The organism is Variovorax sp. WS11, from assembly GCF_010499245.1.
In the GTDB taxonomy this organism is placed as follows: Bacteria; Pseudomonadota; Gammaproteobacteria; order Burkholderiales; family Burkholderiaceae_C; genus Variovorax.
On sequence record NZ_JAAGOW010000003.1, the window covers coordinates 618,444 to 644,239 of the forward strand.

The 25,796-nt window shown below is 64.7% G+C and carries 26 protein-coding genes and 2 pseudogenes; 14 read left to right on the plus strand and 14 right to left on the minus strand.

Annotated elements, in window-relative coordinates:
* Positions 1–27 precede the first annotated feature (27 nt).
* Positions 28–2,079, minus strand: coding sequence for a recombinase family protein (locus GXN78_RS28505; protein WP_106561492.1), 2,052 nt, complete (start codon positions 2,077–2,079; stop codon positions 28–30).
* The gene (locus GXN78_RS41515; protein ID WP_239142847.1) at positions 2,060–2,233 is read right to left on the minus strand and encodes a hypothetical protein; all 174 of its coding nucleotides are present in this window, start codon (positions 2,231–2,233) and stop codon (positions 2,060–2,062) included. The genes GXN78_RS28505 and GXN78_RS41515 overlap by 20 nt, the downstream gene beginning before the upstream one ends.
* Before the next feature lie 309 nt (positions 2,234–2,542).
* Between GXN78_RS41515 and GXN78_RS28515 the strand changes: the two are divergent.
* Positions 2,543–2,815 (plus strand): annotated as a pseudogene (locus tag GXN78_RS28515) (IS4 family transposase); the annotation flags it as partial.
* Positions 2,816–3,020: 205 nt separating this feature from the next.
* Here GXN78_RS28515 and GXN78_RS28520 read toward each other — a convergent pair.
* Genes GXN78_RS28520 through GXN78_RS28565 form a run of 10 tightly spaced genes read right to left on the minus strand, consistent with a single transcriptional unit; the run spans position 3,021 to position 12,099 of the window.
* A complete protein-coding gene (locus GXN78_RS28520; protein ID WP_106561259.1) occupies positions 3,021–3,785 on the minus strand; it encodes an alpha/beta fold hydrolase in 765 nt (254 codons plus the stop codon).
* Positions 3,782–4,219, minus strand: a complete 438-nt coding sequence (locus GXN78_RS28525; RefSeq protein WP_106561260.1) for a carboxymuconolactone decarboxylase family protein — start codon at positions 4,217–4,219, stop codon at positions 3,782–3,784. Before GXN78_RS28525 ends, GXN78_RS28520 begins: the two co-directional genes overlap by 4 nt.
* The gene (gene pcaB, locus GXN78_RS28530; RefSeq protein WP_106561261.1) at positions 4,216–5,427 is read right to left on the minus strand and encodes a 3-carboxy-cis,cis-muconate cycloisomerase; all 1,212 of its coding nucleotides are present in this window, start codon (positions 5,425–5,427) and stop codon (positions 4,216–4,218) included. The genes GXN78_RS28525 and pcaB overlap by 4 nt, the downstream gene beginning before the upstream one ends.
* An 8-nt stretch (positions 5,428–5,435) precedes the next feature.
* Positions 5,436–6,275 carry a shikimate dehydrogenase gene (locus tag GXN78_RS28535; protein ID WP_106561262.1) on the minus strand — a complete coding sequence of 280 codons (840 nt, stop codon included), beginning with the start codon at positions 6,273–6,275 and terminating at the stop codon, positions 5,436–5,438.
* On the minus strand, positions 6,272–7,312 hold the full coding sequence (locus GXN78_RS28540; protein ID WP_106561263.1) for a Gfo/Idh/MocA family oxidoreductase: 1,041 nt from the start codon (positions 7,310–7,312) through the stop codon (positions 6,272–6,274). The genes GXN78_RS28535 and GXN78_RS28540 overlap by 4 nt, the downstream gene beginning before the upstream one ends.
* 30 nt (positions 7,313–7,342) lie before the next feature.
* Positions 7,343–8,347, minus strand: coding sequence for a TRAP transporter substrate-binding protein (locus GXN78_RS28545; RefSeq protein WP_106561264.1), 1,005 nt, complete (start codon positions 8,345–8,347; stop codon positions 7,343–7,345).
* A gap of 43 nt (positions 8,348–8,390) precedes the next feature.
* The gene (locus GXN78_RS28550) at positions 8,391–9,671 is read right to left on the minus strand and encodes a TRAP transporter large permease subunit (protein WP_106561265.1); all 1,281 of its coding nucleotides are present in this window, start codon (positions 9,669–9,671) and stop codon (positions 8,391–8,393) included.
* 1 nt (position 9,672) lies between these two features.
* Positions 9,673–10,272, minus strand: a complete 600-nt coding sequence (locus GXN78_RS28555) for a TRAP transporter small permease (RefSeq protein ID WP_106561266.1) — start codon at positions 10,270–10,272, stop codon at positions 9,673–9,675.
* Positions 10,273–10,301: 29 nt separating this feature from the next.
* Positions 10,302–11,156 (minus strand): sugar phosphate isomerase/epimerase family protein, encoded by an 855-nt coding sequence (locus GXN78_RS28560; RefSeq protein WP_106561267.1) that lies wholly within the window; start codon positions 11,154–11,156, stop codon positions 10,302–10,304.
* A gap of 19 nt (positions 11,157–11,175) precedes the next feature.
* The gene (locus GXN78_RS28565) at positions 11,176–12,099 is read right to left on the minus strand and encodes a shikimate dehydrogenase (RefSeq protein WP_106561268.1); all 924 of its coding nucleotides are present in this window, start codon (positions 12,097–12,099) and stop codon (positions 11,176–11,178) included.
* A 161-nt stretch (positions 12,100–12,260) separates the two neighbouring features.
* On the opposite strand from GXN78_RS28565, the gene GXN78_RS28570 reads away from it, so the two are divergent.
* The 3 genes from GXN78_RS28570 to GXN78_RS28580 all read left to right on the plus strand — a co-directional run bounded on the left by GXN78_RS28570 (position 12,261) and on the right by GXN78_RS28580 (position 15,500).
* Positions 12,261–13,046 carry an IclR family transcriptional regulator C-terminal domain-containing protein gene (locus tag GXN78_RS28570; protein WP_106561269.1) on the plus strand — a complete coding sequence of 262 codons (786 nt, stop codon included), beginning with the start codon at positions 12,261–12,263 and terminating at the stop codon, positions 13,044–13,046.
* A gap of 145 nt (positions 13,047–13,191) precedes the next feature.
* Positions 13,192–14,631: an FAD-binding oxidoreductase gene (locus GXN78_RS28575; RefSeq protein WP_106561270.1), complete on the plus strand. Its 1,440-nt coding sequence runs from the start codon at positions 13,192–13,194 to the stop codon at positions 14,629–14,631.
* Positions 14,628–15,500: a class I SAM-dependent methyltransferase gene (locus GXN78_RS28580; protein WP_106561271.1), complete on the plus strand. Its 873-nt coding sequence runs from the start codon at positions 14,628–14,630 to the stop codon at positions 15,498–15,500. The genes GXN78_RS28575 and GXN78_RS28580 overlap by 4 nt, the downstream gene beginning before the upstream one ends.
* A gap of 96 nt (positions 15,501–15,596) precedes the next feature.
* Here GXN78_RS28580 and GXN78_RS28585 read toward each other — a convergent pair whose 3' ends face one another.
* The gene (locus GXN78_RS28585; protein ID WP_106561525.1) at positions 15,597–16,631 is read right to left on the minus strand and encodes an IS630 family transposase; all 1,035 of its coding nucleotides are present in this window, start codon (positions 16,629–16,631) and stop codon (positions 15,597–15,599) included.
* Positions 16,632–16,798: 167 nt separating this feature from the next.
* Between GXN78_RS28585 and GXN78_RS28590 the strand changes: the two are divergent.
* The 10 genes and pseudogenes from GXN78_RS28590 to GXN78_RS28635 form a co-directional block, all read left to right on the plus strand.
* A pseudogene (locus tag GXN78_RS28590) lies at positions 16,799–17,389 on the plus strand (filamentous hemagglutinin N-terminal domain-containing protein); the annotation flags it as partial.
* Between the two features lie 77 nt (positions 17,390–17,466).
* Positions 17,467–18,825: an IS701 family transposase gene (locus GXN78_RS28595; protein ID WP_164255346.1), complete on the plus strand. Its 1,359-nt coding sequence runs from the start codon at positions 17,467–17,469 to the stop codon at positions 18,823–18,825.
* A gap of 121 nt (positions 18,826–18,946) precedes the next feature.
* A complete protein-coding gene (locus tag GXN78_RS28600; protein WP_164255356.1) occupies positions 18,947–20,272 on the plus strand; it encodes an IS1182 family transposase in 1,326 nt (441 codons plus the stop codon).
* A gap of 172 nt (positions 20,273–20,444) precedes the next feature.
* Entirely contained in the window at positions 20,445–22,370 is a 1,926-nt protein-coding gene (locus GXN78_RS28605; protein WP_239142957.1) for a DUF637 domain-containing protein, read from the plus strand.
* Complete coding sequence (locus GXN78_RS28610) at positions 22,331–22,636, plus strand: hypothetical protein (RefSeq protein ID WP_239142969.1); 306 nt, start codon at positions 22,331–22,333, stop codon at positions 22,634–22,636. Before GXN78_RS28605 ends, GXN78_RS28610 begins: the two co-directional genes overlap by 40 nt.
* A gap of 91 nt (positions 22,637–22,727) precedes the next feature.
* Positions 22,728–23,045, plus strand: coding sequence for a hypothetical protein (locus GXN78_RS28615; RefSeq protein WP_146162962.1), 318 nt, complete (start codon positions 22,728–22,730; stop codon positions 23,043–23,045).
* A gap of 336 nt (positions 23,046–23,381) precedes the next feature.
* Positions 23,382–23,780: a hypothetical protein gene (locus tag GXN78_RS28620; RefSeq protein ID WP_146162961.1), complete on the plus strand. Its 399-nt coding sequence runs from the start codon at positions 23,382–23,384 to the stop codon at positions 23,778–23,780.
* 71 nt (positions 23,781–23,851) lie between these two features.
* Entirely contained in the window at positions 23,852–24,157 is a 306-nt protein-coding gene (locus GXN78_RS28625; RefSeq protein ID WP_146162960.1) for a hypothetical protein, read from the plus strand.
* 460 nt (positions 24,158–24,617) lie between these two features.
* Positions 24,618–25,064, plus strand: a complete 447-nt coding sequence (locus GXN78_RS28630; RefSeq protein ID WP_106554386.1) for a hypothetical protein — start codon at positions 24,618–24,620, stop codon at positions 25,062–25,064.
* A 38-nt stretch (positions 25,065–25,102) separates the two neighbouring features.
* A complete protein-coding gene (locus GXN78_RS28635) occupies positions 25,103–25,270 on the plus strand; it encodes a hypothetical protein (RefSeq protein ID WP_164255831.1) in 168 nt (55 codons plus the stop codon).
* On the opposite strand, the gene GXN78_RS28640 is transcribed toward GXN78_RS28635, so the two are convergent.
* On the minus strand, positions 25,267–25,749 hold the full coding sequence (locus GXN78_RS28640; RefSeq protein ID WP_146162959.1) for a hypothetical protein: 483 nt from the start codon (positions 25,747–25,749) through the stop codon (positions 25,267–25,269). The genes GXN78_RS28635 and GXN78_RS28640 overlap by 4 nt on opposite strands.
* Positions 25,750–25,796 lie beyond the last annotated feature (47 nt).

Consider the following 25,796-nt stretch of genomic DNA (forward strand, 5'->3'; position numbering starts at 1 on the left):
GCCTTTCATACTGCACTCCTTCGTATGTCATTGAATATCAAGGGCCAGCTGGCCCGCGACGTGAGTTGACGGGCCTGGCTCGGCACGGGCGGCGAGAAATTCATCGAGATCGGCCTGGCGAATGGTCCACGGCGCGTTGCGGCAGGCTTGCTTGGCCGCAAGGTCCTTCTGGCGGATCAGTCGCAGCACGGTGGTCGGCGTGACGTGCAAAGCGGCGGCGACCTCATCAACGGTCAGCTCACCACGTTCCTGACGTTCGCCCTGGCGGTACGGCGCGATGCCGTGGCCATTGCGGATCGAACAGATGCGCGTAGCGGTCCAGGTATGCCCGTGCGCCGTGCGGTGGCCCAGTCGATTGATGGTGGCGGCTATGCGCTCGTCGGGCTGCAGGCGAGCCAGCGAAGCGATCAGCTCGATCGTCTCGGCGCTCGTCACGTAGCGATGCGCACCCGTGGGCGTCTTCTTCAACCACAGCTCGGTGTGATCACCGCCTTGCCAGTGCACGATGAAGCGCACCGAGTCACCCTCGGAGGTCACGACGATCTCCTTGATCACGGTGCGCACGATGCGCTTCCTGACATCGGGCGTGGTGTCCGGGTGGTCCCATAGCCGCGGCACATCCTCGGCCAACGACATGAGGGCTTGCTTGGTTTCGTCGCTGAGCGCATCAGGGCGCTGTTGCATCAACTCCGCGACCTCTGCCTCGAGCCGCGATTGCACGCTCAAAGCGTCGTTCCAGCGCCGCTCCAATGACCCAGCGACAAGACGGTTGGCGGGGTCCACGGCATCGTACTGGCGCTGCGCACGGTCGACCTCGTAGCGGGCCCGCTGCAGCGCCAGACGCTTCTGGGCCAGCCGTTCGTCCTCGACGCTTTGCAGCTGATCGATGGCCTGCAGCGCCGCTTGCAGTCCCAGCGGCTGCAGGCAGCGCAGCACTTGCTCGCCCACCAGTCGATCCGCGCCGAGGCCGCCGAACATGACACAGCAGGCATGGTCGCGGCTGAGGATACGCGTGGTGCATTGATAGCGGATGCTGGTCGGGCCTGGATAGGCTACGCACAGCTTGGCCCCGCAATGTCCGCAGCGCAGCAGTCCCGACAACAACGCGCTGCCGCTCCTGATCGAACCGCGCACCGCGCTGCCGCGTCCATTGGTGTTGTGAGCCATCAACTCCTGGTTGCCACGATACGCGTCCCAGTCGATGTAGCCCTCGTGATGATCGAGGATCAGCACCGACCAGTCCTCGGGCTTGCGATGGGAGGTTCGCACGGCACGCTTGCGTCCATCCTCGATGCGCACGCTGGTCTTGCTGCGACCGTATGCGTAAGCACCTGCGTAGATCGGGTTCTGCAGCAGGCTCAGCACGCTGTGGTAGCGTGGGACCTTCCACACGATTCGTTCGGCGCCGCCGGCGCTCGTCACAGCCGGCATCTCGATGCCTTGCTTACCCAGCCAGAAATACACGCGCCGGGCGCTGCCGAGTTCGGCGAATTTGCGAAACACCAGATAGATGGCCGCGCGCACGCGCTCGTCGGGATCCTTCTCGAGGCGGTCATCGAAGGTGCGCACGTAGCCGATGGGTACGCCCATAAAAAGCTCCCCGCGTTTGGCCTTTTGCTTCATTGCTTCGTGCGCTCGCTGCCGAAAGCTGGCCAGCTCCATCTCGCTGATCGTGCCCTTCATGCCCAGCAGCAGCCGGTCGTTCATCTGCGCGGGATCATAGATGCCATCCGCATCGATGAGCAACGTCCCCACGACGCTGCAGAACTCCAGCAACGTGTGCCAGTCGCGCCCGTTGCGCGCCAGGCGCGACGCTTCGATGCTCAGCACCGCGCCGACCTCGCCGTCGCACAGCAACCCCAGCAAACGCTCGAAGCCCGGACGCAGCGTGCCTGAACCGGAGCGGCCAAGATCGTCGTCGATGACCTCCACGCGCTCCCATCCCAGTTGCCGAGCACGATCGACCAGCGCGTACTGCCGACGCTGGCTCTCGAGGTTGTTGTGAACTTGGTCCGGCGTCGATTGGCGAACATACACGCACGCCCGCCGCGACAGATGCTCAGCGGTGATCTTGTTCATCGCGTTCTCCCTTGTTGATCGCCACGGCGACGACTCGCATCCACTGCACCATCTGCTGCAGCAGATGGATCTGAACGTCCTGCGGCAGTTGTGGCAGAGGTTGCTCTTCGGCGTCGTCGAACAGCACTGTCTGGGCCATCGGGCGTGGCGGCATCGCGCTCTCCTGTAGGGTTTGTGCAAACCCGTGAGGATAGGAACGTCGATACCCAGCGGCGCAGCTCCAGCAGCGTTGCAAGCGGCAAGCGCGATTGCTCGACGATTTGCACGTCGCCCGCCGAAAGCTCGGTCATCCACGCGGGGACGGACACCGTCGTGCCATCGTGCCGCCGGATGACGTAGCAGGGCTCGCCGCAGACGTCGTGCACCCTGACCACCGCGAGGCTCCCACCCACAAGAGGGTGGAAGCGGTAGCGCACTACGATGTCATGCGAGAGATGTTGACGGGCAGAATGTCGCCCCCTTGTTCAAGTGGATCAAGCAGCACCTGCGCATCAAACACTTCATGGGCAACAGCGAGAACGCGGTAAAGACGCAGGTCTGGTGCGCCGTCGCCACTTACGTGCTCATCGCCATTGTCAGGAAGGAGCTTCAACTCGATGCCTCTCTCTACACTTGTCTACAGATATTGTCGGTCTCGGTATTCGAGAAAACCCAGCTCTCATGCGCCTTGCAGGCCGATCTGTCCCATTCGGAACCGCCTGACCTCGCTAACCAGTTGAATCTGTTCAACTTTTAACCGGACAGCAGTGGTCCTGGACGATGACCGAGAGGTTCTCGGCGTCGGGCCCGACCTCGCCGAGGCGCTGGCTGACGTACTGGGGATCGAAATGAAAGCTCACAAGCGTGACTCCGGCAGTGAAATGGTCGTACCCCCTCGCAAAGGAGGTACTCCTGCCTGAGTAACGCGGGAAGCTCTAAGGTTCCATGGCCCCTTCAGCGCTTCAAAGGCCGCGCCAGAAGTCGATCAGCAGCTGGGCGAATTCCACCGGCCGCTCCACCGCGCTGAGGTGCGCGGCGTCGATGCGGGCCAGCTTCGCGCCGGGAATGGCCTGCGCCATGGCCTCGGACATGACGGGCGGGGTGGCCTCGTCCTGGTTGCCGGCAATCACCAGCGTGGGCGTGCGGAGGGTGCGGTTGCTCTCGCGAAAGTCGATGGCGGCCACCGCCTCGCAGCTGGCGATGTAGCCGGCCGCGTCGGTAGCGACCAGGGTGTCGTGCAGGCGGCGCGCCGTCTCGGTGCCCTCGGGCGTGCTCACGTAGGCGGGGGTGAGCCAGCGCGCGACGGCGCCGGGCGCGATGGCCGCCACGCCCTGCGCCTGCACCGTCTCGACGCGTGTGCGCCACGGTGCGCGGTCGGTGTACCAGGCGGAGGAGTTCGCGATCACCACGCTGCGCAGCAGCTCGGGATGCTTCGGCGCCAGCGCCTGCGCCGTCATGCCGCCCATCGAGAGCCCGACGAAATGCACCGGCTCGCCCTCGGTCTCGCGCGCGATGAGCGCAGCGGCATCGTCGGCCAGCTCCTGCAGGCTCAGCGGGCCGGGCACCACCTCCGAAGCGCCGTGGTTGCGGTGGTCGTAGCGCAGCACCGTATGGGCCCGCGCCAGCACCTCGGCCACGCCGTCCCACATGTGCAGGTCGCAGCCCAGTGCATGGCTCAGCACGACGATGGGCCCCTCGCCCTCGCGCAGCACGTTCAGACGAGTCATGCCTTGTCCTCCTTGCTGCGTTCTTCGAGCAGACCCTTCTCGCGCAGGATCGCGGTGGCGATGCCGAAGGCATGGTTGGCCACCGGCACGCCGCAGTAGATGGCGGCCATCATGATCACTTCCTTGATCTCGTCGGGCGACAGGCGCGACTCGGGCGGGCCGTCGAGCGCGGCGCGCACGTGCATCGCGAATTCCTCGTAGGCATGGATGCCCAGCATCATCGACAACACCATGAAGCGGCGCGTCTTGTCGCCGAGGGCCGGGCGGCCCCAGATGTCGTTCCACGCGTGGCGCGTGATCAGTTCCTGGAACTCGCTGTTGAAGGCGTTGCGGTTGGCCAGGGACTTGTCGACCCAGGCATCGCCGAGGATGCGGCGGCGGTTGAGGAGGCCGGCTTCGTAGTCGCCGGCGGGCGGTGAGGAGGATGCGGTCATCGTGCGTTGTTCCCTTGGTTCAGCTGGTCCTGCAGGGCATGAACCTGCGCCAGCGCGATGGTGGAGGCCGCGCCGGCCATGGCCGGGTCGAACCACTCATCGGCGGCCTCGGCCGGCAGCTCGGCGCGCAAGCGCTCGATGTTGCCACGCATGCGCGCGGCGTCGACCTGCAGGCCCGGCAACGCGGCGGCCAGGGCGCGCACGCTGCCGTGCGCGCTCATCAGCAACTGGGGCCATTCGGCCAGCTCGGCCTGCCAGGCCCCCAGGGCGCGCTCGTGCTCTTGCGGCATGGCGGCCAGCAACGCGGCCACGCGCTGCGGCGCACGCTGCGCGGCGGCCAGCGCCACCATCGAGGCCACGGGATTGCGCTTGTGCGGCATGGCGGACGAGCCGCCGCGGCCGGGCTCGCTGGGCTCGGCGACTTCGCCGACTTCGTACTGGCCCATGAGCGCGATGTCCCTGGCGATCTTGCCGAGGCTGCCGACCATCAGGCCCAGCTCGCAGCCGAGCGCCACCCATTCGTCGCGCTGCGTGTGCCAGGTCTGGCCAGGGTCGCCCAGGCCCAGCTCCTGCGCCATGCGGCGGCGCACCGCGGGCCCCTGCCCTTTCATCTGCGCGAGCGTGCCGACGGCGCCGCCGAGTTGCACCTGCAGTGCGCGGCGCGCCGCCTCGGCAAGCCGCGCGCGGCTGCGCACCAGCGGCGCGGCCCAGCCGGCGCACTTGAGGCCGAAGCTGGTCACCGAGGCCGGCTGCATCAGCGTGCGCGCGAGGATGGGCGTGGCGGCGTGCTGCTTCGCATGCGCGAGCAGCGCCTGCGCGGCCTTGCGCAGGTCGGCCTCGACCAGCGCCACGGCCTCGCGCGTGACCAGGGCCATCGCGCTGTCGATCACGTCCTGGCTGGTGCTGCCGAAATGCACGAAGGGCACGGCCTCGGCATTGAAGAGGCCGACCGACTCCTTGAGGCTCTTGACCAGCGGGATCGCGACGCTGCCGGCGCGCCCGCTGTCGCGCACGATCTTGGCGACGTCGAAGAGCTCGACCTTGCAGCTGCCGACGATGGAGCGCGCCGCCGATTCGGGGATCAGGCCCTCGGCCGCCTGCGCGCTCGCCAGCGCGGACTCGAAGCGCAGCATGGCAGCGACGAAGGCGTGGTCGCTGAAGGCGGCCAAGGTTTCGGAGGTGGAGAGGAAGCCCTCGAAGATGCTCATGGAAATGCTCAGTAAGCCACTCGCGCAGTCGCTCGCAGCTCGTCCGGCGTGGCGGTGCCGTAGCCGAAGAACTCGAGGTAGGCGGGGATCATTTCGAACAGCATGTCGGTGCCGACCTGCACCGAGCAGCCCTTGTCTTTGGCGGCACGCAGCAGCGGCGTGTATTCGGATTTCATCACGACCTCGCCGACGAAGGTCGAGGGCGCGATGCGGTCGACGTCGAAGGGTAGCGGATCGTCCGCCTTCATGCCCAGCGGCGTGGCATTGACCACCAGGTCGTGGCCGGCCGGGTCCTTGGAGCCGCAGGCCACGCGCAGCGCGGGGTAATGCGCCTTCAGCCGCTCGCCCAGCGCCTCGGCCGATTCGGCCCGCGTGTCGAAGAGCGAGAGCTCGGCCACGCCGGCCGCGGCCAGCGAGGCTGCGATGGCCGAACCCACGCCGCCGCTGCCCGAGACCAGCACGCGCGCGCCTTCCAGCTTGCAGCCCTTGCGCTGCACGCCGCGCACGAAGCCGGCGCCGTCGAACTGGTCGCCGATCAGCCGGCCGTCGGCCTCCTTACGCACCGCGTTGCAAGCGCCGGCGATCTTCGCGGCGGGCGTGAGCTCGTCGACCAGTGCCATGGTGGTGACCTTGTGGGGCATGGTCACCAGCGCGCCGCGGATGTTGCTCATGCGGAACAGCAAGGGAAAGAAGGCCACGTAGTCCTCGGGCTTGACGCCCATGGGCACGACCACCGCGTCGATGCCGCGAGCCTCGAACCAGGGGTTGTAGATCATCGGCGCCTTGAAGCTCTCGGTCGGATAGCCGATGTGCGCGATGAGGGTGGTCTTGCCTGAAATGTTGGTCATGGTGTGATGGGGACCCGAAGGCCTGTTCGTGCCGCCTCTTCGACGGCCAGCGTGACGGCCAGCGTGCGGATGGCGTCGCGCACCGTGACGCGCGGCGGGAGCTCGCGCCGCACGACGGCGCAAAAATGTTCGAGCTGGTGTGTCAGCGGATCGGTCTCGCGGATCTCGACCCGGCTCTTCACCAGCGGGTTCTGCCAGGAGGCCGGGCCCAGGTACTCGTAGAGGCACATCGTGGGCACCTGCAGCGAACCGCGCGTGCCGGCGATCACGTAGCAGTCCTGGTCGGGGTGCTGCTCGAAGGCGGCGTTCTCGCCCGAGTTCTGCTCCCAGCTGCGCGGGCTCGCCGCCGCGTCCGACAGCATGAAGGTGCCGAGCGCGCCGTTGGCGAAGCGCAGGTTGATGGCGACCGTGTCCTCGACCTCGAAGCCGCGCACGGCGTGGGAGCCGAAGGCCTGCACCTCGACGATCTCGCCCACCAGCGCGCGCAGGTTGTCGATCTCGTGGACCAGGTTGATCAGGATCGGGCCGCCACCCTTCAGCCGACGCCAGTCGGCGTCGAAATAGTCGTCGGGCTTGTGGAAGGTGGCGCTGGCGGTCACCGCCACCAGCCGGCCCAGGCGGCCGCTGGCGATGGTGTCGCAGGCGGCTTCCAGGATGCCGCTGTGGCGCCGGTGGTGGCCGACCAGGATCGGCACGCCGGCTGCTTCGGCCGCGTCGGCCAGCTGCCTGGCATCGGCCAGCGAGCCACCCACGGGCTTTTCGACGAGCGCCGGCACGCCGGCCTCGACGCAGGCCAGCGCGCCCGACACGTGCAATGCGTTCGGCGTGGCCAGGATCACGCCGTCGGGCCGTTCGGCGGCCAGCATCGCCTCGAGCGCCGGGTACAGGGGCACGCCGGCCTCGGCAGCCAGCGCGGCCGTACTGGGGAAAGGATCGGCGAAGGCCGCGAGCTCGCAGGCGCTGCTCGCGAGCATGCGCTTCCAGTGGGCCCGGCCGATCAGACCGGCCCCGGCGATCGCGAGACGCAGCTTCCCCATGGTGCTCTCCTTCAGGCCCGACGCCCGGGCCTACTTGCGGACTTTAGCCACCTCGGCCATCAATTCCTTCACCGTCGCCTCGCCGACCGAGGCCGAGTACTTGTCGATCACGGGCTTGACCTTGTCGCGCAGCTTGGCCATCTCGGCCGGCGGCAGCTCGGTGACGGTCATGCCGGCCTTCTTGAGCGACTCGAGCGCGGTGTCGGCCGCCGCGCGCGAGGTCTCGCGCTGGAACTTCGTGGCTTCGGCCGCCGAGTCCTCGATGATCTTCTTTTCCTCGGCGCTCATGCCGTCCCAGGCCTTCTTGCTGATGATCAGCGCCTGCGGGTTGTAGATGTGGCGGGTCTGCGTGATGTGCTTCTGCACCTCGGCGAACTTCGAGGAGGCGATCACGGTGTTGGGGTTCTCCTGGCCGTCGACCGCCTTCTGGTCCAGCGCCGAGTACAGCTCCGGGAAGGGCATCGGCGTGGCGTTGGCGCCCAGCGTGTTGAAGAGGTCGATGTAGATCGGCGACTGGATCACGCGGATCTTGAGGCCGGCGATGTCCTCGGCCTTGGCGATCGCGCGCTTGCTGTTGGTGAGGTTGCGGAAGCCCAGGTCCCAGTAGCCCAGGCCATGCAGGTTCTTCTCGTCGAGCTTGGCGAGCAGCTTCTTGCCGAAGGGGCCGTCGGTCACGGCATCGGCCTCTTGCGCGCTGTTGAACAAGAAGGGGAAGTCATAGGCCGCGAATTCCTTCACCTGCGCCGTGAGGATGCCGGCGTTGAGCACCGTGACCTCGATGGTGCCGCCCTGCAGTGCAGACACGGTTTGCAAGTCGCCGCCCAGCGTGCCGCCGGGGAACAGCTTGACCGTGATCTTCTTGCCCGATTTCTCTGCCACCAGGTCGGCGAACTTCTGCGCGCCCTGCGCCTGCGGGTGGCCGGTCTGGTTCTGGAAGGCGAACTTGAGCGTGCGCTCCTTCACCTGGGCGGCGGCACCGCCCATGGCGACGGCGGCGGCCACGGCGATCAAGGTATTGCGAAAGATGTTTTTCATGACGTGAGTCTCCTTGGGTTGAATCGGGGAAGCAAAAAAATTCTCAGCCGCTGAGCAGGCGCGCCGGCCAGATGACGAGCTGGGGGAACAGCACCATGAGGAACATCATGGCGAACTCGGCAATGGCGAAGGGCAGCACGCCGCGGGTGACTTCGTCCATCTTCATGCGCCCCACCCCGGCCACCACGTTGAGCACCGTGCCCACCGGCGGCGTGATGAGGCCGATCGAGTTGTTGATGATGAACAGCACGCCGAAGTAGATCGGGTCGATGCCCGCGGCCTTGATCACCGGCATCAGCACCGGCGTGAGGATCAGGATGGTGGGCGTCATGTCCATGGCCGTCCCGACCGCGATCACCAGCAGCATGATGACGAACATCAGCAGCATCGGGCTGGCGATCAGCGGCTGCAGCAGCGCCACCAGCTTGCTCGGCAAGTCGGCCACGGTGATGAGCCAGGCCGAAACCATGGCGGCGGCCACCAGGAACATCACGATCGCGCTGGTCTTGGCGGCGGAAACGAACATGCCGTAGAACTGCGAGGGCTTGAGCTCGCGGTAGATCACGGTGGCGACGAAGATCGCGTACACCGCCGCGACCACGGCCGCCTCGGTCGGCGTGAAGATGCCGAAGCGCAGCCCGATCAGGATGATGAAAGGCAGCAGCAGCGCCCAGAAGGAGTCGCGCAGCGCCTTGAGCACCTCGCCCCTGGACTTGCGCGGCGGCGGCTGGATCGTTTCCCTGCGCACCAGCCACCACCAGGTGAACCAGAGCGACGCGCCGATCAGGATGCCGGGGAAGATGCCCGCCAGGAACAGCTTGGAGATCGACACGTTGGCCGCCACGCCGAAGATCACGAAGCCGATCGAGGGCGGGATGATCGGGCCGATCACGCCGGAAGCCGCGATCAGGCCGCCCGAGCGCGCCTTGTCGTGGCCGGCGGCCACCATCATCGGGATCAGCAGCGCCGACAGCGCGGCCGCATCGGCCACCGCGGAGCCCGACAGCGCCGATAGGATGCAGGCCGCCACGATCGCGACGTAGCCGAGACCGCCGCGTACATGTCCCACCACCGCCAGCGCCAGGTTCACGATGCGCCGCGACAGCCCGCCCTGGTTCATGGCCTCGCCGGCCAGCATGAAGAAAGGCACGGCCAGCAGCGGGAAGCTGTCGGCGCCGTTGATCACGTTCTGCGCCAGGATCTGCGCATCGAACAGATCCAGGTGCCACATCAGCGCGGCGCCGCACAGCAGCAGCGAATAGGCGATCGGCACGCCGATGGCCATGGCGCCCAGCAGGGCACCGAGGAAGATGGCAATCGTCATGTCAGCGTCCGTTCTTCGGGTTGTTGGTGCGGCGCTGCGCGGCCTCTTCGGCATCGCGGCGGGCCAGCTCGGCGTTGATCTTGTCGATGTCGCCCTGCTCTTCCGACTCGTGCACCATCACGAGCTCGGCGTCGCTCAGCTGGCCGCTCAGCGCGCGCCACAGGTCGTACAGCAGGAACACGATGGCCGAGACGCCGAACAACACGCCGACGACGTAGAAGATGGCGACCGAGGCGCCCGTGGTGGGCGCGCTCACGTCCCAGTTGATCAGCGTCTGCTGCCAGCTGCCGGTGAGCAGCAGGTACGAGGCGAAGAGCATCAGCACGTGCGCCACCACCAGGCACAGCTTCTTGCCCCAGGTCGGCAGCTTGGCGATCAGCATGTCGGTGCCCAGGTGGCCGTGCTCGCGCACCGCGACGATGGCGCCCAGGAAAGTCATCCAGACAAAGAGCCAGCGCGACACTTCCTCCGACACCGTGATGCCCGAATTGAAGCCGTAGCGCAGCACCACGTTACCGAACACCATCACGACCATGATGGCGAGCATCAGCGCCATCAGGCCCTCGAGCCCTCGGCAGTACCACGAAAAGATTTTTGTCATTGCTTGTCTCCTGTTGCTGCCCTTGTTTTCTATGCGCCGATGACCGACTCGCTGATCCAGCGCGCGCTCTTCATGCCGCGCTGGCCGACCACCATCGGGTCGGAGTTCACGTAGTCGTCGTTGAAGACTTCGAAGGTGTAGTGGCCGCGGTAGCCCTTCTGCTCCAGCAGCTGCACCAGGTCGCGCACGTCGTGCAGGCCTTCGCCGGGGAAGAGGCGCTGGTGGCGCGCGAGTTCGATCATGTCGGCCTGGCGGTCGCTGTACTCGAAGAAGTAGTCGGCCAGCTGCACCAGGAAGATCTTTTCCACCGGCACCTCGGCCAGCTGCGCCAGCGTCTCGGGCGTGTCGTCGCCGTGCACCGACATGTGGAAGCTGTCGAGGTTGAGGCCCACGTTCTGCCGGTTGCAGCGGCGCACGATGTCCCAGGCCTGGTGCCAGCGGTTCACGTGCCGGCCCCAGGACAGCGCCTCGTAGCAGATGCGAATGCCCAGCGGCGTGGCCAGCGTGGCCAGGGTGCGCAGGTCCTCGGCCGCACGCTCGGGGTCGTCGATGGCCAGCGGCGAGGTGGTGGAGCAGACCAGCAGCAGGTCGGTGCCGACCAGCGCCATCTGGCGCAGCTGCTCGCGCGCCATCTCGAGCCGGTGCGGACGCATGGCGTCGGGCGCGCATTCGAAGTCGCGCAGCGGCTGGAAGTCGGTCACCTTCAGGCCGCTGGACTTCACCAGCTCGGCCGCTTTCTCGACGCCGGCCGGATGGGCGATCAGGTCGCGCGCCCACAGCTCGACGCCGGCGAAGCCCGCGGCCTTCATGCATTCGAGCTTGTGGCCGAGGTCCCCCCCCATGGTGACGGTGTTGAAGCCGAAGCGGTCGAGCGAAATGGCCATGGTGTGGTGGGCGTGCCTGTCAGGCGACGCTGTCGGAGTGGTAGCGCAGCGGCGCGTCGATCTCCGCCGCCATCGCCTGGGGATAGATCAGCTCGCGCAGGAAGCGCGCGTCCTCGCGCACGCCATGCGCCGCGGCCGTGTGGCCGAAGAAGTCGAGGTAGTACGGCATCTGCTGGATCAGCATCTCGAAGCCGGCCTGGGCATTGAGGCCGCGCGCGCGGGCCGCCTGCACCAGCGGCGTGGGCTGGTTGCGCAGCAGGATGTCGAACAGCGCCGCGTGCGGCTCCATGCGCGCCACGTCGACCGGCAGGGCATCGCCCTCCTTCAGGCCCAGCGGCGTGGCGTTGACGACCAGGTCGTAGCCGGCCGGATCGCTGCTGTCGACCGCGACGGTGGTGGCGTCGAAGAAGGCATCGAGCTTGGCCGCGACGCCGGCGGCCTTGCCGGCCGAGATGTCATGAAAGGCGATGTGCTCGGCGCCATTGACCGTGCCGCCCTCGGCCAGCGCCACGCCGGCCGCCGCCGCGCTGACGCCGGCTCCCAGGATCAGCACGCGCTTGCCGCGGAAGGGGATGTTGTAGTGGTCCAGCGCGCCCAGCAGGCCTTCGCCGTCGAACAGGTCGCCTTCGAGCTCGCCGTTGGCGATGCGCTTGACCACGTTGACCGAGCCGGCCACCCGGCCGAACAGGCCGGCGCCGTCGAGCAGGTCCACCGCCAGCGGCTTGTGCGGCGGTGCGATCACCATGCCACGCACGTTCTTGGCGAGGAACGAGGCCTTGACGAAGACTGCGAAGTCGCGTGTCGCCACGCGTGCCGGTGCCATTACCGCGTCGATGCCGAAGCGCTCGAAGACGGCGTTGAACATGCGCGGCAGGCGAACGTTGGTCACCGGATCGCCGGGGATCAGGTAGAGGTCGGTGCTGCCTGCGATGAAGGGGAACATGGGTTTTGTCTCGCTCGGTGTTGTTCGGCTATCGCGCAAATTGCCGGGGAGCGCCGCTAATGTAGGACGCCGGCTTGCGCGACCCAAGAGGAAGGAAGCAGAATAGCGCGCTCATCGCTCGAACGCGATCGATAATCGAACGAATCCAGGGTTTGTCCCCAATGACCATCGACGCCTCCCCTGCCCCGCCCGGACTCGACAAGCGCGACTGGATCGCCGGCCTGGAGCGCGGCGTGTCGGTCATCGAGGCCTTCGACGACGCCCACCCGCGCATGACCGCCAGCGAGGCGGGCCAGCGCACCGGCATGACCCGCACCGCCGCCCGGCGCTACCTGCTGACGCTGCAGCACATGGGTTATGTGGCGGGCGACGGCAAGCTCTTCTGGCTGACGCCGCGGGTGCTGCGCCTGGGGCAGTCGTACCTGGAGTCGGCGCGGCTGCCGCGCATCGTGCAGCCCTTCCTGCAGCGCGTGGCGGCGGGCACGCACGAGATCGCCTACCTCAGCGTGATGGACGGCGACGAGGTGGTCTACATCGCACGCAACGGCCCCAACCGCAGCATGAGCACCGGCTACGTGCTGGGCGCGCGCGTGCCGGCGCAGGTCACGGCCTCGGGCATGCTGATGCTGGCGATGCGCAGCGACGAAGAGCGCGGCCACTGGCTGGCCACGCACGAGCTGACCGTCTTCACCTCGCACACCATCTCGAGCAAGGAGCGCATGAAGCTGGAGCTGGCGCGCATCCGCGCGCAGGGCTGGGCACTGTCCGAGCAACAGTTGGACCTCAACTCGCGCGGCATCGCGGTGCCGCTACGCGACCGGCACGGCGAGCTGGTGGGCGCGCTCAACATCACCATGCCGATGGGTCACGAAAGCAGCGACGATGCGGTCGCCCGCGTACTACCCCTGCTGCGCGAGACGGCGCAGGCGATGCGAAATCTGATCTGAAAGAGCGGGTAAGCGGGCATCGGTATCGGCATCCGGTACGCCGCGGCGCGTATTCGGCCACCTTCACGACGACGCTTGAAGCCGGCTGGGATGGCTTGGCAATGATGCGCCCATCACCACAACCCACCGCCTCCGAGCGGCAGCGATGAAGCAAATTCTCAACGACGTCCATTCCCAGTTGAACGCCACCCTGGTTGCGCAGGTGTGCAAACCCCGGACGCTGCCCGAGTTGCAGGCGACGGTCAGGCAGGCAGCTGGCGCTGGCCGTCGCATCTCGGTCGCCGGCGGCCGGCACGCCATGGGCGGCCAGCAGTTTGCAGCCGATTCCGTCCACATCGACATGCGGGCCCTGGACAAGGTGCTGAAGGTCGACCCGCGGCTCGGCTTGCTGGAGATCGAAGCCGGTGCCATGTGGCCGCGCATCATCGAAGCGACGCACGCCATGGAGGCCGGCAGCGAGGGGCACTGGGGCATCCGGCAAAAGCAGACGGGCGTCGACGAGGTCACGCTGGGCGGCTCCATTGCAGCGAATGCGCATGGGCGCGGCCTGGGAATGCAGCCACTGGGCAACGACATCGAGGACCTCACGCTCGTCGACGCGCGCGGTGACGTGGTGTTCTGCAGCCGCAGCCACAACCCCGAACTGTTCTCGCTGGCGATCGGCGGCTGGGGCCTCTTCGGCATCGTCTACGCCGCAACCTTGTGTCTGTCGCCGCGTCTTCTTGTCAGGCGCATCGTCGACGTGCTCGACCTGGACGATGCGGTGAACGCCGTTTTTCGCCGTGCCGACGAGGGCTGCCTGTACGGCGACTTCCAGTTCGCCATCGATGCGCATGACGATCACTTCCTGCGCCGCGGCGTCCTCGCCTGCTACAAGCCAGCGCAGGCAGCCGGCGCGCGCGAGGATGCGGCGGCGGACCTCTCAGCCGATGCGTGGCTGAAGCTGCTCGAGCTCGCGCACCACGACAAGAAGGCGGCCTTTGCGCAATACGCGAGGCACTACCTCGACACCCACGGCAAGCTCTACGGGTCGGACACCATGCAGCTCAGCACCTACATCCCGAGCTACGCCGACTTTCTCGCCGGCACGCAGGCTGGTGGAGTTGCCCCGAATGAGACGCTGGTCATCGGCGAGCACTACGTGCCGCGCCATCGACTGCTGCCGTTCATGCAGCGGGCGCGCGAAGTGCTTCGCGTGTTCGGCACCGAGGTGATCTACGGGACCATCCGGTCGATCCTTCGCGACACCACCTCGTACCTTCCGTGGGCCAAAGACGACTTCGCGTGCATCGTCTTCAATCTGAGAACGCCGCACGACACGGCGGGACTCGCCCGCACGGCGGACACGTTCCGCGCCTTGATCGACGCCTCCACCGAACTCGGAGGCAGCTTCTTTCTTACCTATCACCGCTACGCATCGGCCGCACAGGTGCAGCGGTGCTATCCGCAGTTCGGCACGTGGCTTGCAAAGAAGCTCGAATACGACCCGCAGGAGCTGTTCGCCAGCACCTGGTATGCGCACTACCGCGATGCGTTCGCGCCGCCCTGCCCCGATGCGCTCGCGTGTGAAAGCGCATCGGCATGAAGTCCGATCAAGCCAGCAGCACGGCCAAGCTGATCGCGGCCAGCACGATCCTGCTGGCCAGCGATCCGCACACGGCCGCACTGGTCGCGCCGGGCGCGCGCGCGTTGTGCGAGCGCTTTCTGTCCGGCAGCCGCGCCGACCGGATGCTCGCGAAGAGCGCATCCTTCGCTCCCGCGCGTGTGCTGTGGCGCATGGTCGAGCACCTGGTCCTGCCCGGCATCACGGCCCACTACTGGCACCGCAAGCGCTGGATCGAACGCCGATGCCGCGAGTCCATCGCCAGCGGCTTCCAGCGCGTCGTTGTCATGGGTGCCGGCTTCGACACGCTGGCCCTGCGCCTGGCGGCGGAGTTCCCGCGCATCGACTGGATCGAGATCGACCACCCGGCAACGCAAGGTGCCAAGCGGCGTGCGCTGGGCGGCGAGCTCGCGCCCAACCTGCGCTTCGTCGCCGTCGACCTCGCGACCGATCCACTGCCCACCGAACTCTTCGACGACAGTCGCGCTACCCTGGTCATCGCCGAAGGGGTGCTGATGTACCTTTCTCCCGAAGCCATCGACCGGCTGTTCCAGGCACTCGCGGCGTTGCGTGCGCCGTCGACCCGGATGGTGTTCAGCTTCATGTCGAAGTGGCCCGACGGCAGCACCGGCTTTCGCCCGCGCAGCCGCTGGGTCGAACGGTGGCTGGCGTGGCGCAGCGAACCCTTCGCCTGGTCCATCGAAGTGGAGCGCATCGACGGCTTCCTGCAGCGCTTCGAGCTCACGCCGATCGAAGTCGCGACGGCACAAGAGCTGGCGGCCGAAGCCGGGACCGCTCATTCGCTGCTGGCTGGGGAAACATTTGTTCTCTGCGAAAAAGCGCGTGCCTGACGTCCCTGTAGCTCGGAGAGCGCTCGGGAGCCGGCACTGCGGTACGCCGGAAACGGTGAGCCCGGCAACAATTCAGCGACAAAAGACCAGATTTACTCATAGGTCAGAAATATAGGAGACAGATGGATGCCTGAAAAAGGAACGAACCAAGGCGCTGTCTTCGGCGATGGCCTGCAGTTGACCGTCAACTCGGCACTGCAGCTTCTCGCCCGCTTTCAAAGGCGAGCGAGCAACTCCTGTGCGCTTGGCATGGCTCCAGACCAACTCGTCGGGATTCAGGTCAGGCGCATAGCCGGGCAAGAAGTGCAGCGTGAGTTTGCCGGCGGTGCTGGCTACGTATTCCTTCACGATGGCCTTCTTGTGCGCGGGAAGTCCATCCACAATCAGGCGCACCGGCTTTCTGCGCTTTCGCATCAACTGTTTGAGCAATTCGACAAACAACTCACCAGTCAACGCGCCGGAATAAGTCGCAAACCAGAAAGCGCCCTTTGCGGTGACGGCGGACGCCGCGCTGATGCTCTGACGCTGCCCCGGCCGATCAATGACGGGGGTCTGTCCTTTCTTGGCCCACGTCTTGCCATGCACCGAGTCGGCTCGGAATCCGGATTCATCCCAGAACAAGATTTCCGCCTCACTGGCTTGCGCCTCGGTGGCAATCGCGGGAAAGATCTCGCTTTTCCATCGAGCAACCGCAGCGGGGTCGCGCTGATAGGCGCGTTGCAGTGGCTTTTGCGTGGTCAGCCCCAAGCGTGCAAGCAGCGCGCCAATCGAGGCGAGCGACAGGCTCACTTCAAAGCGCGCGAGCAGAAGTTCTTGGACGATCTGCCGGGTCCACAGTCCAAAGTCAAAGCCGTACTGATCGGGGCGCTTGCCATTGACCCATCGAAAGACTTGCCGCTCCTGGGCGCTGGTGAGCTTTCGAGGCCGCCCCGTCCCTTTGGTCGACCGCAGAGCCTTCAGTCCACGGCCACGTCCGCGCGCCGCCGCTTTGCACTTGTACGCCCACGATCGGTTCATGCCAAAGGATGCGGCCACAGCCGCGGGGTGCTCTCCCTCGTTCATGCGCTGAACAGCCACAACACGCATTTCCTCAAGCGTGTTGTGGGCCAGAGTGCGACCGTCTCGTTTCATCAGCCATTGGACTCTATGAGGCCGAGCAAGTTTCACAATCGTCCGCTAAATTACTGACTCATGAGTAATCTGAGCTGATCGGCCCCAGAATCCGGCCCCTCGACGGGAGTGGGGCCGCAGCGCTGACGCGTTGGCTTGGCCTCCCCCGGATGTTGGGAGGCAAAGAGTTGAACAAGTATCTTCACAGGGTCGTCTTCAATGCCGCGCGCGGCCTGCGCATGGTGGTGCAGGAAACGGCCAGGAGCGCGGGCAAGGCAACCGGCACAACGCCCGCGATCGCGGCGGGCGCTCTTTTTGGCGTGCTGGTGGCGCTACCCGGCCAAGCCCAGATCGTGGACGCGCCGGGCGTGGCGCCGGGCCTGCGGCCCACCGTGCTGGTGGCGCCCAACGGCGTGCCGCTGGTCAACATCCAAACCCCCTCGGCCGCCGGCGTCTCGCGCAACCTCTACAACCAGTTCGACGTCCAGCGGGGCGGCGTCATCCTCAACAACAGCCGCAGCGATGTGCAGACCCAATTGGGCGGCTGGGTGCAGGCCAATCCCTATCTGGCGACCGGGCCGGCGCGGATCATCCTCAACGAGATCACGAGCGGCAACCCAACGCAGCTGCGCGGGGCCATCGAGGTGGGCGGCCAGCGCGCCGAGGTGATCGTCGCCAACCCCGCGGGCATCGCCGTCGATGGCGGCTCCTTCATCAACGCCAGCCGGGCGACGCTCACCACCGGCACCCCGCAGCTCAATGCAGCCGGCGGGCTGGACGGCTAGTCTTACTGTGTTAGTAATTTGAGTGAAATCAAGGCATTATGCGCACTTCTTCAGGAGAAGGGCGAACCTTGATGGAAGACTTGCAGGAATTCGAGCGGTACATGGCCCATCTGAGCGAAGGCCTGGGACATTCAGATCGGCACGCCGGGCTGCGCGGGTACACCACGGGGCTGATGTCGCCGCTGCAGCGCAAGAGCGTGGAGCCGATGGCGGCACATATGGACCCGCTGAATGTGCGTTCGCGCCACCAGTCGCTGCACCACTTCGTGGCCGACGCGAATTGGTCGGATGAGCGCATGCTGCTGGGGATATGCCAGTGGGTCGTGCCTCTGATGGATTTCAGCGACGGCGGTTGGTGGATCATCGATGACACAGGATTTCCCAAGCAGGGGCGGCACTCGGTGGGCGTCGCGCGCCAATACTGCGGGATGCTGGGCAAGCAGGACAACTGCCAGGTGGCGGTGAGCGTGTCGCTGGCCTGCGCGGCGGCCAGCATTCCGGTGGCGTGGCAGCTGTACCTTCCCCAGGAGTGGGCCGACGACCAGGCCAGACGCGAGAAGGCCGGCGTGCCCGAGGCAATCGAGTTCGCCACCAAGCCTCAAATCGCGCTGCAGCAGATCGAGCACCTGGTGGCTCAGGGGGCGCCGAGGCACTGCGTGCTGGCCGACGCGGGCTACGGCGTGGACACGGCGTTTCGCGAACGCCTGGACGAGCTTGGATTGCGCTACGTTGTGGGGGTGACGGGCAGCGTCACGGTATGGCCGCCCGGGCACGAACCCCTGCCGCCCAAGCCTTACAGCGGTAGGGGCCGCGTGCCACGGCGGCTGCGCCGCGGCGACGCCACCGCCCCCGAGCACCGGCCCCGCACGGTCAAGGACGTGGCCTTCGACATCGAGCCCGACGACTGGCAAGAAGTGACCTGGCGCGAGGGCACGAACGCCGCGCTGCGCTCGCACTTCACGCGCGTGCGGGTCCGTGCAGCGCACCGCGACCAGCGGCGCAGCGAGCTGCGCGAGCCGCAATGGCTGCTCATCGAGTGGCCCGAGGGCCACGAAGAGCCGCTGAAGTACTGGTTGTCCACGCTGCCCGAGGACACGTCGCTGGAGCGCATGGTCTACGAGGCCAAGATGCGCTGGCGCATCGAGCGTGACTACCAGGATCTCAAGCAGGACCTGGGCCTTGGACAGTACGAAGGCCGGGGCTGGCGCGGCTTTCATCATCACGCCAGTCTCAGCATTGCCGCCTACGGCTTCCTGCTGGCGCAGCGGCTGCAGCACCCCGACGAGGTCGGGGGTAAAAAAAACTCCGCACGCCAAGAGCCTGCCCTACCCACGCATTACAAACCTCGGGGAAGCCCAGAGGGCGCAGCGCCACGTCCCATCCTCCATCACGAGCTTGCGATTGCGTATCGGCGCACTGCTGGCTCGTAACCTGCCCCGATGTCCCTGTTGTCTTCGGCACCAACGAGCCCTAAATATTTAACACAGTAAGACTAGGAGCCTGCGCGGCAGAAGCGTGACGAGCGCGCAGAGGCTTGATAGATTTGGGCGCATGCCCATCAGCTACCTGCCCTACGAGCCTCAGCAGCAAAGACTGCTTCCTGACGCACTTCAAGACTGGCTGCCCGAAGGGCACCTGGCGTACTTCATCAGCGACAGCGTCGACAGCCTGGATCTGAGCGCCTTCCATGCGCGATACGCCAAGGGTGGGCCGCGCAATCAGCCGTTCCACCCGGCCATGATGGTCAAGGTGCTGATCTACGGCTACGCCACCGGCACCTTCAGTTCGCGCAAGCTCGCGGCCAAGCTGCACGAAGACGTTGCGCTGCGGGTGTTGGCTGCAGAGAACTACCCGGCGCACCGCACGCTCTCGGACTTCCGGGCACTGCACCTGGAGGAACTGGCGGCGTTGTTCGTGCAGGTGGTGCGCCTGGCGCGCGAGTGCGGCCTGGTCAAGCTGGGCACCGTGGCGGTGGACGGCACCAAGCTCAAGGCCAACGCGAGCCGCCACAAGGCCATGAGCTATGACAGGATGGTCAAGGCCGAGGGCGAACTCAAGGCGCAGATCGATGGCTTGCTCAACCGAGCGTGTGCCGCCGACGACCTGGAGAAGAACGAACCCGACCTGGACATCCCCGGGGAGATCAAGCGCCGTGAGGACCGGCTCAAGGCGATCACCGAGGCCAAGCTGCGCCTGGAGCAACGCCAGCGCGAGGCCGATGCGGCCCGCGGGCGCAGCGCCGACGACGAGCGCAAACCCCGCGACAAGGACGGCAAGCCCAAGGGCGGGCGCTACAAGCGCGACTTCGGTGTTCCCAAGGACAGCGCCCAGGAGAGCTTCACCGACACGGACAGTCGGATCATGAAACGCTCAGGTGGCGGCTACGACTACGGCTACAACGCCCACACCGCGGTGGACGAGGCCGCGCAACTCGTGGTGGCCGCGGAACTGAGCAACAACGCCGCCGACAGTGACCGCCTGCCGGTGCTGTTGGCGGCGGTGAAGGCCAACCTGGGCGAGGACGCCCGACAGGTGCTGGCGGATGCGGGATTCCGCTCGGAGGCCGTGTTCGAGCAGCTCAAGGACAGCCCGAGCGAGCTGATCGTGGCATTGGGCCGAGAGGGCAAGCAGGCGCTGGACATCGACGCCGAACAATACCCGCGCACTGCAGCGATGGATGCCAGGCTGAAGACGCCACCAGGCCAAGCGGCCTACCGCAAGAGGAAGTGGATCGTGGAGGCGCCCAACGGGTGGATCAAGAGCGTGCTGGGCTTCCGGCAGTTCAGCCTGCGGGGATTGAACAAGGTCAAGGCCGAGTTCAAGCTCGTGTGCCTGGCGCTGAACCTGCGGCGCATGAGCACCTTGATGGTCAGATAAGGTCCACAGTGGGGGCACACGCGTGCCCCTCGCCTCCGGCAGGCCAAATAGACCCTGTCCGGGAGCTTCAGGAACAGCCAAGGCGCAGCGCCAACCCTTCCTCGCCGTGCACGAACTCAACGCGGGGCTCACCTCCGCGCAGAAAAACTTCTGCCGCGCGGACTCCTAGGTGGTGCGCGGCGGTACCGTCAGCATCGACGGCGCGGGCCTCGATGCCAGGAGCACCGACTACGCGGCCATCCTGGCGCGCGCCATCAAGGTCAACGCGGGCCTCTGGGCCAACGAGCTGAAGGTGGTCACTGGGGCCAACCAGGTCTCGGCCGATCAAGGGCAGATCAGCCCGACCGCAGGCACTGGCTCGACTCCCGTCTTCGCGCTGGATTCGTCGCTGCTCGGGGGCATGTACGCCGGCAAGATCACCCTGATCGGCACGCAGCATGGCGTCGGTGCGCGCAATGCGGGCACGATCATGGCCGCGGACGGATCGGGCCCGCTGGGCGGTGTCGGCGAACTGGTCGTCACTGCGGCCGGGCGGCTGGAGAACATCGGGACGATGCAGGCCGCGAGGCGTGCCGACATCGCGGCCCAGAGCCTCGCCAACAGCGGCCGCATCACGAGCGGCGGGGACCTCAAGATCGCCACCCAGGGGACACTCGGCAATGCGGGCACCCTCGAAGCGCAGAGCCTGCAGCTGGCAAGCGGCGGCGACATCGACAACCGCGGCGGCACCATGCGCCAGACCAACCTGTCGCTGACCGCCACCCAGGGCCACGTCATCACCAACGCGGCGAGCGTCACGACGCCAGGCACCTTGAGCGTGACGGCCAGGGCCGTGATCGGCACGGCCATCAACGGCGGGAGTTTCGAGGAGAACCTGCGGGAGGGGATCAAGGGGGCGCTGCTGGACACGGTGGCGGCGCAAGGGGCGAATGCGATCGGGGATCTCACGGCCGACGGCGCGCTGGACGGGTTCGCCAACACGGTGGCCCACGCGATTGCCGGATGCATGGTCGGCGCGGCGCGAGCCGACAGCGCGAGCGGCTGCGGCGCGGGCGCGCTGGGCGCCGCCATCGGCGAACTGGCGGCCGAAGCCTACGGCAGACGAAACGACACGGTGCAGTTCGCCGCGCTCGTGAGCGGGCTGGCTGTGGCGGTCACGGGCGGGGATGCGAGCCAGATCAACATCGGTAGCCAGGCGGGGGGAAATGCGGCGGCGAACAACTACCTGAATCATGCCGACGCGTCCCGCCTCATGTACCTCCACCAGTTCTGCAAAGCCAGCATGTGCTCGGAGGCGGAAGTCGATGAATGGCAGTTGCTGAAGGACAAGGACCTGAAAACGACAGCCGCCTTCAATGCCTGCGCGGGGGACTTCAGCGAACGCTGCAAGACGATCCGCGCAGACTTCCAGGCCGCCTCGCACTCGTACCTGCCGACCCGGGGCGAAGTCCTGGTGTGGGCGGTCAACAAAGCCGATGAATCTGGCGGCAGGTTCAGCGTTGCCGAAATCTACGAGGCCTACAGCGCCAATGTCTTCGGCGTCCCGCCGACCGTGACCACCGGCGACCTGAACGCCGCCGCCGATTGGGTCCGCAGCGAGATCGTCAAGGAGCCGCCCCTGAGCAGGATCGCGATGGGGCTGGCGACCTACCAGAACGCGGAGTGGGCCCAGTACTTCGGCGCGAACGTGGCGGCCAACCTGATGGCGCAGGCCAGGAGCATGGCGCGTCCGGAGCCGCTGATGGACAAGCGGCCGCCGACGGTCATTAGCAATGGGGAGTTGCGAGACAGCAATGGACAGACCATTGGGAGGCAGAACTGGGCTAACGGGCAATGGGAGTATGTTGCGCCCGCGATTCCGCTAAGGCCGGTAGGCACATCGGCATCGGTTGTCTACAAAGACCCCGTCACTGGACTCAATGCGTTCAGCCCAACGACATCCGTCAATCGGTCCGAAGTGAAGAGGTTGGCATATGACCCAGAGCAAAAGAGACCGCGACTGGGGGAGGGAAATGACGCGGCACAATTTCAGAATGCTACGGGGTCCGCCTCGTCCGGATCGACTCCAAAGGTGATGAGAAATCACCCGATTTCGTGATTGCTGAAGGGCCTAACGCAGGCATGACAGTTGACTTTATGTTTTCAGTGGACACTGCATACGCTGGAACACACATGAATAGAAATTTCTTAAGGTCTCCGGGGGACCGATTGGCAATGTTCAACCGTTTAAATGACCATCTGGCAAAAGCCGATATCGTGCCGCTAAATTTTAGAAATCTTACCCTCGAGAATCAAGAGCACTTGATGGAAATCATCAATCAATTGCCGCCTGCCGTTCGCACACAACTTTTAATCATTCGATGAGGAACTGAAATTGGGCCGAGAAATCATCATCAACTTGGACTTCGATACACGGGGTCATCCTGGGAGTCTGTCAGAAGCGTATTCGACAGGCGTGTTTGATGTCATCACAGAAGGTACACGCAAGCATTTCAGGACCGAAGAAGCAGCGTGCGCACGTCATTGCTTCCTTAAGTTAGACGAGCTATTTCAACAATACATTTCCCTGGATGAGGTCCACCCTGGCTGCTTCAACATTTTCGTCCGCGCCTGCGAGTCAGGACTTGCCGAATACCAGTCGACGGGGGTCACTGCATGGGGCGTACAGCATGAAGATCATCGTGTTCACCGCATCGCCAGAGAGTGGTCCGAGCTCATCAAGAAGCTCCACGCCGATCCCCGCTACATCGCTGGCGAGCCCGCCGGAACGTGATGGACGAGGTCCACCCTGCTTGCTTCAATATCCTCGTACGTGCTTGTGAAGCCGGCCTTGCCGAGTATCAAACGACCGGAATGACAGCCAGCCTGGGGAGTCCAGCACGAAGGTGCCCGAGTGCAGGGCATTGCTTGGGAATGGTCGGAACCCATAAAGAAGCTCCATGCTGACCCGCGCTACATGGCTGCCGCGCGCGGCGAGACGTGATCTTGGGCGCAAACTTTTCAAAAGGCGAATAGCGCACAACTAACTGATGCACGAGATCCTCGACCGACTACCGCCTGCGTAAAGAGCGAAGACTTAGACCATCCGCTAAAAGGAAAGGACTGCAAATTGGGACGCGCAATCATCGTTAACCTAGATTTCGACACGCCAGGCCGTCCAGGAAGATCAACGCAAGCATTTTCCACCGGTGTCTTCGACGTCATCACGGAAGGTGCGCGCGCGCACTTCAAGCCTGGGGAGCAGGCATGTGCTCGCCATTGCTTCTTCAGATTGGACGAACAATTTCAGGAGCACATCTCCCTTGATGAACTCCATCCCGCGTGGTTCAACATCTTCGTTCGAGCTTGCGAAACCGGTCTGGCCGAGTATCGATCAACGGGAATCACGGGCTGGGGCACGCAGCACGATCCAGATATGGTGCGAGGCATCGCTTGGGAGTGGTCCGAGTTCATCAAGAAGCTCCACGCCGATCCGCGCTACATCGCTGGCGAGCCCGGCGAAACGTGATTGTTAGGCAAGAATCTTTCTCGCAAGGCGTTAGTTGAGCTTACGGTTATATAAAAGACAGGATTACGTATATGGCGATGAGTTTATTTTGTTATTCTTCGAAATCAAGCCCTGAATTGCAGAAAATTATTGATCTCATTGAAAACCAGCATCAAGAAACATTTAAAATCAAATTTCTTTTCTCAAAGGCTCAAGACGTTGACCCCATTCAGAAGGAAACAGTACAGGAATATGGTTTTTCCGCAAATTCATTTTTCTTGATCGATTACAACGACAACCCAGCAATAGGCCTCTCGCCGACTGTCGTTGATTTGATCAAGAAAAGTCTGGGGGCCGATGGCGTTTTAGTGCTATTCGAAAACGAAGAATTAAGGTGATCAAATCACCTTCAATCTTCAGCAAAAAGAGAAAAATTGTTATCACGCGATTAAAGGCAACTCATGGGACGCGCTGTCATCATCAATTTGGACACTCATTCAACGGCCCCAGCGGAAAGTCTGGCGGAACGGTTTGCGACCGATATTTTCGACGTCATTATTGAGGCAACACGCAAGCATTTCAGGTCCGAAGAAAACACATGCGCTCGTCTTTGCTTCCTGGACTTGGATGAGCGTTTTCAAGAGTACGTTGCCCTTAACGCAGTTGATAGCGCATGCTTCAACGCTTTTGTGCGAGCGTGCGAAGCAGGAGTGCCGAGTACAGCACCACCCGCACCACGGCCTGGGGCAGATGGGACGAACCTCGGAGGGTGGCGCAATATGCATGGGAATGGTCCGAATTGATCAAAAAGCTTCATGCCGATCCGCGCTACAACCGAACTACGTAGGGGAGGGACTCATGGCACGCACCATCATCATTACGTTGGACTTCGACACCCCCGGCCGCCCAGCACGCTCGGCGGAGCCCTTTTCCACCGATGTTTTCGATGTCATTGCGGAGGCTGCGCGCAAGCATTTCAGGCAAGGGGAAGAAGCCTGTGCCCGTCACTGCTTCTTGGCCCTAGACGAGCATTGTCAGGAGTACATCAGCCTTGACGAAGTTGACAGTGCCTGCTTTAACGCTTTTGTGCGAGCGTGCGAAGCAGGACTTGTCGAGTACCGGGCTACCAGCACCACGGCCTGGGGCAGACGGCACGAATCTCGGAGGGTGCAACACTACGCTTGGGAGTGGTCCGAACTCATCAAGAAGCTCCACGGCGATCCTCGCTACGGGCAGCCGAGGCAAGCACTTCAATACGCTCATCGCACCGGAAAAGTACAGCTACGCCGAGGCGACGAGCAATGAAAAACAACTTTATGAAGACCCCCAAGAAGACACAGACAATGAGCAACGATATCCAGACCCGCCTTAAACCCGAGGTCGATGGACTTGTGCTCGATTTCAGAAACCTCTCAGCAGAGAACCAAAAACTGCTGACAGACGACATTCTCAATCACTTTTCGCCGGCCGAGAAAGCCAGGATCTTTATCCTGCGTGGAGAGGAGGACTAGAAATTGGCACAGTCGCCTCGAAGCTGCCGCGCCCGAGATATAAGTGCCCCTTCAAGTTCCAAAAGGCGCCCAGCCCAGTCATGGATGGACTCACTGTAGCGAATGGCGACCATTGCATTGTGGCTCGCCTTTTCTGCACGACCGACCGCAATGAGCCACGGCGCCATTGCAATGTGGGCTACCGAGAAGCCTGACGAACGCTGTATGTCGCCAGGAGGCAAGTCGCACGAGCTTACGGTTCGGTATGCAAGCTCTGCCGTTTCCTTTGCGCCTGGCGCCAGTTGCCCAGTGGCGCTGAATGCTTCCACCATCTTGAGCGCGTCGATCAGTGGCGCCTGATATTGCTTCTCGGGAAAGGCGCGCTTCCAGAAAGCGAGGGCAAGCCGGGCAGCAATGAATCCGAGTTCGACCTGCGCTCTCGGTTCGAGTCCTGCGCGAACTCGTCCGGAAAGCCGCTGGTTGATGATTGGTGCGCCCATGTGCCGCCTAAGTGTTGACTCAAGCGGCCTGCCACACGCAGATCCGC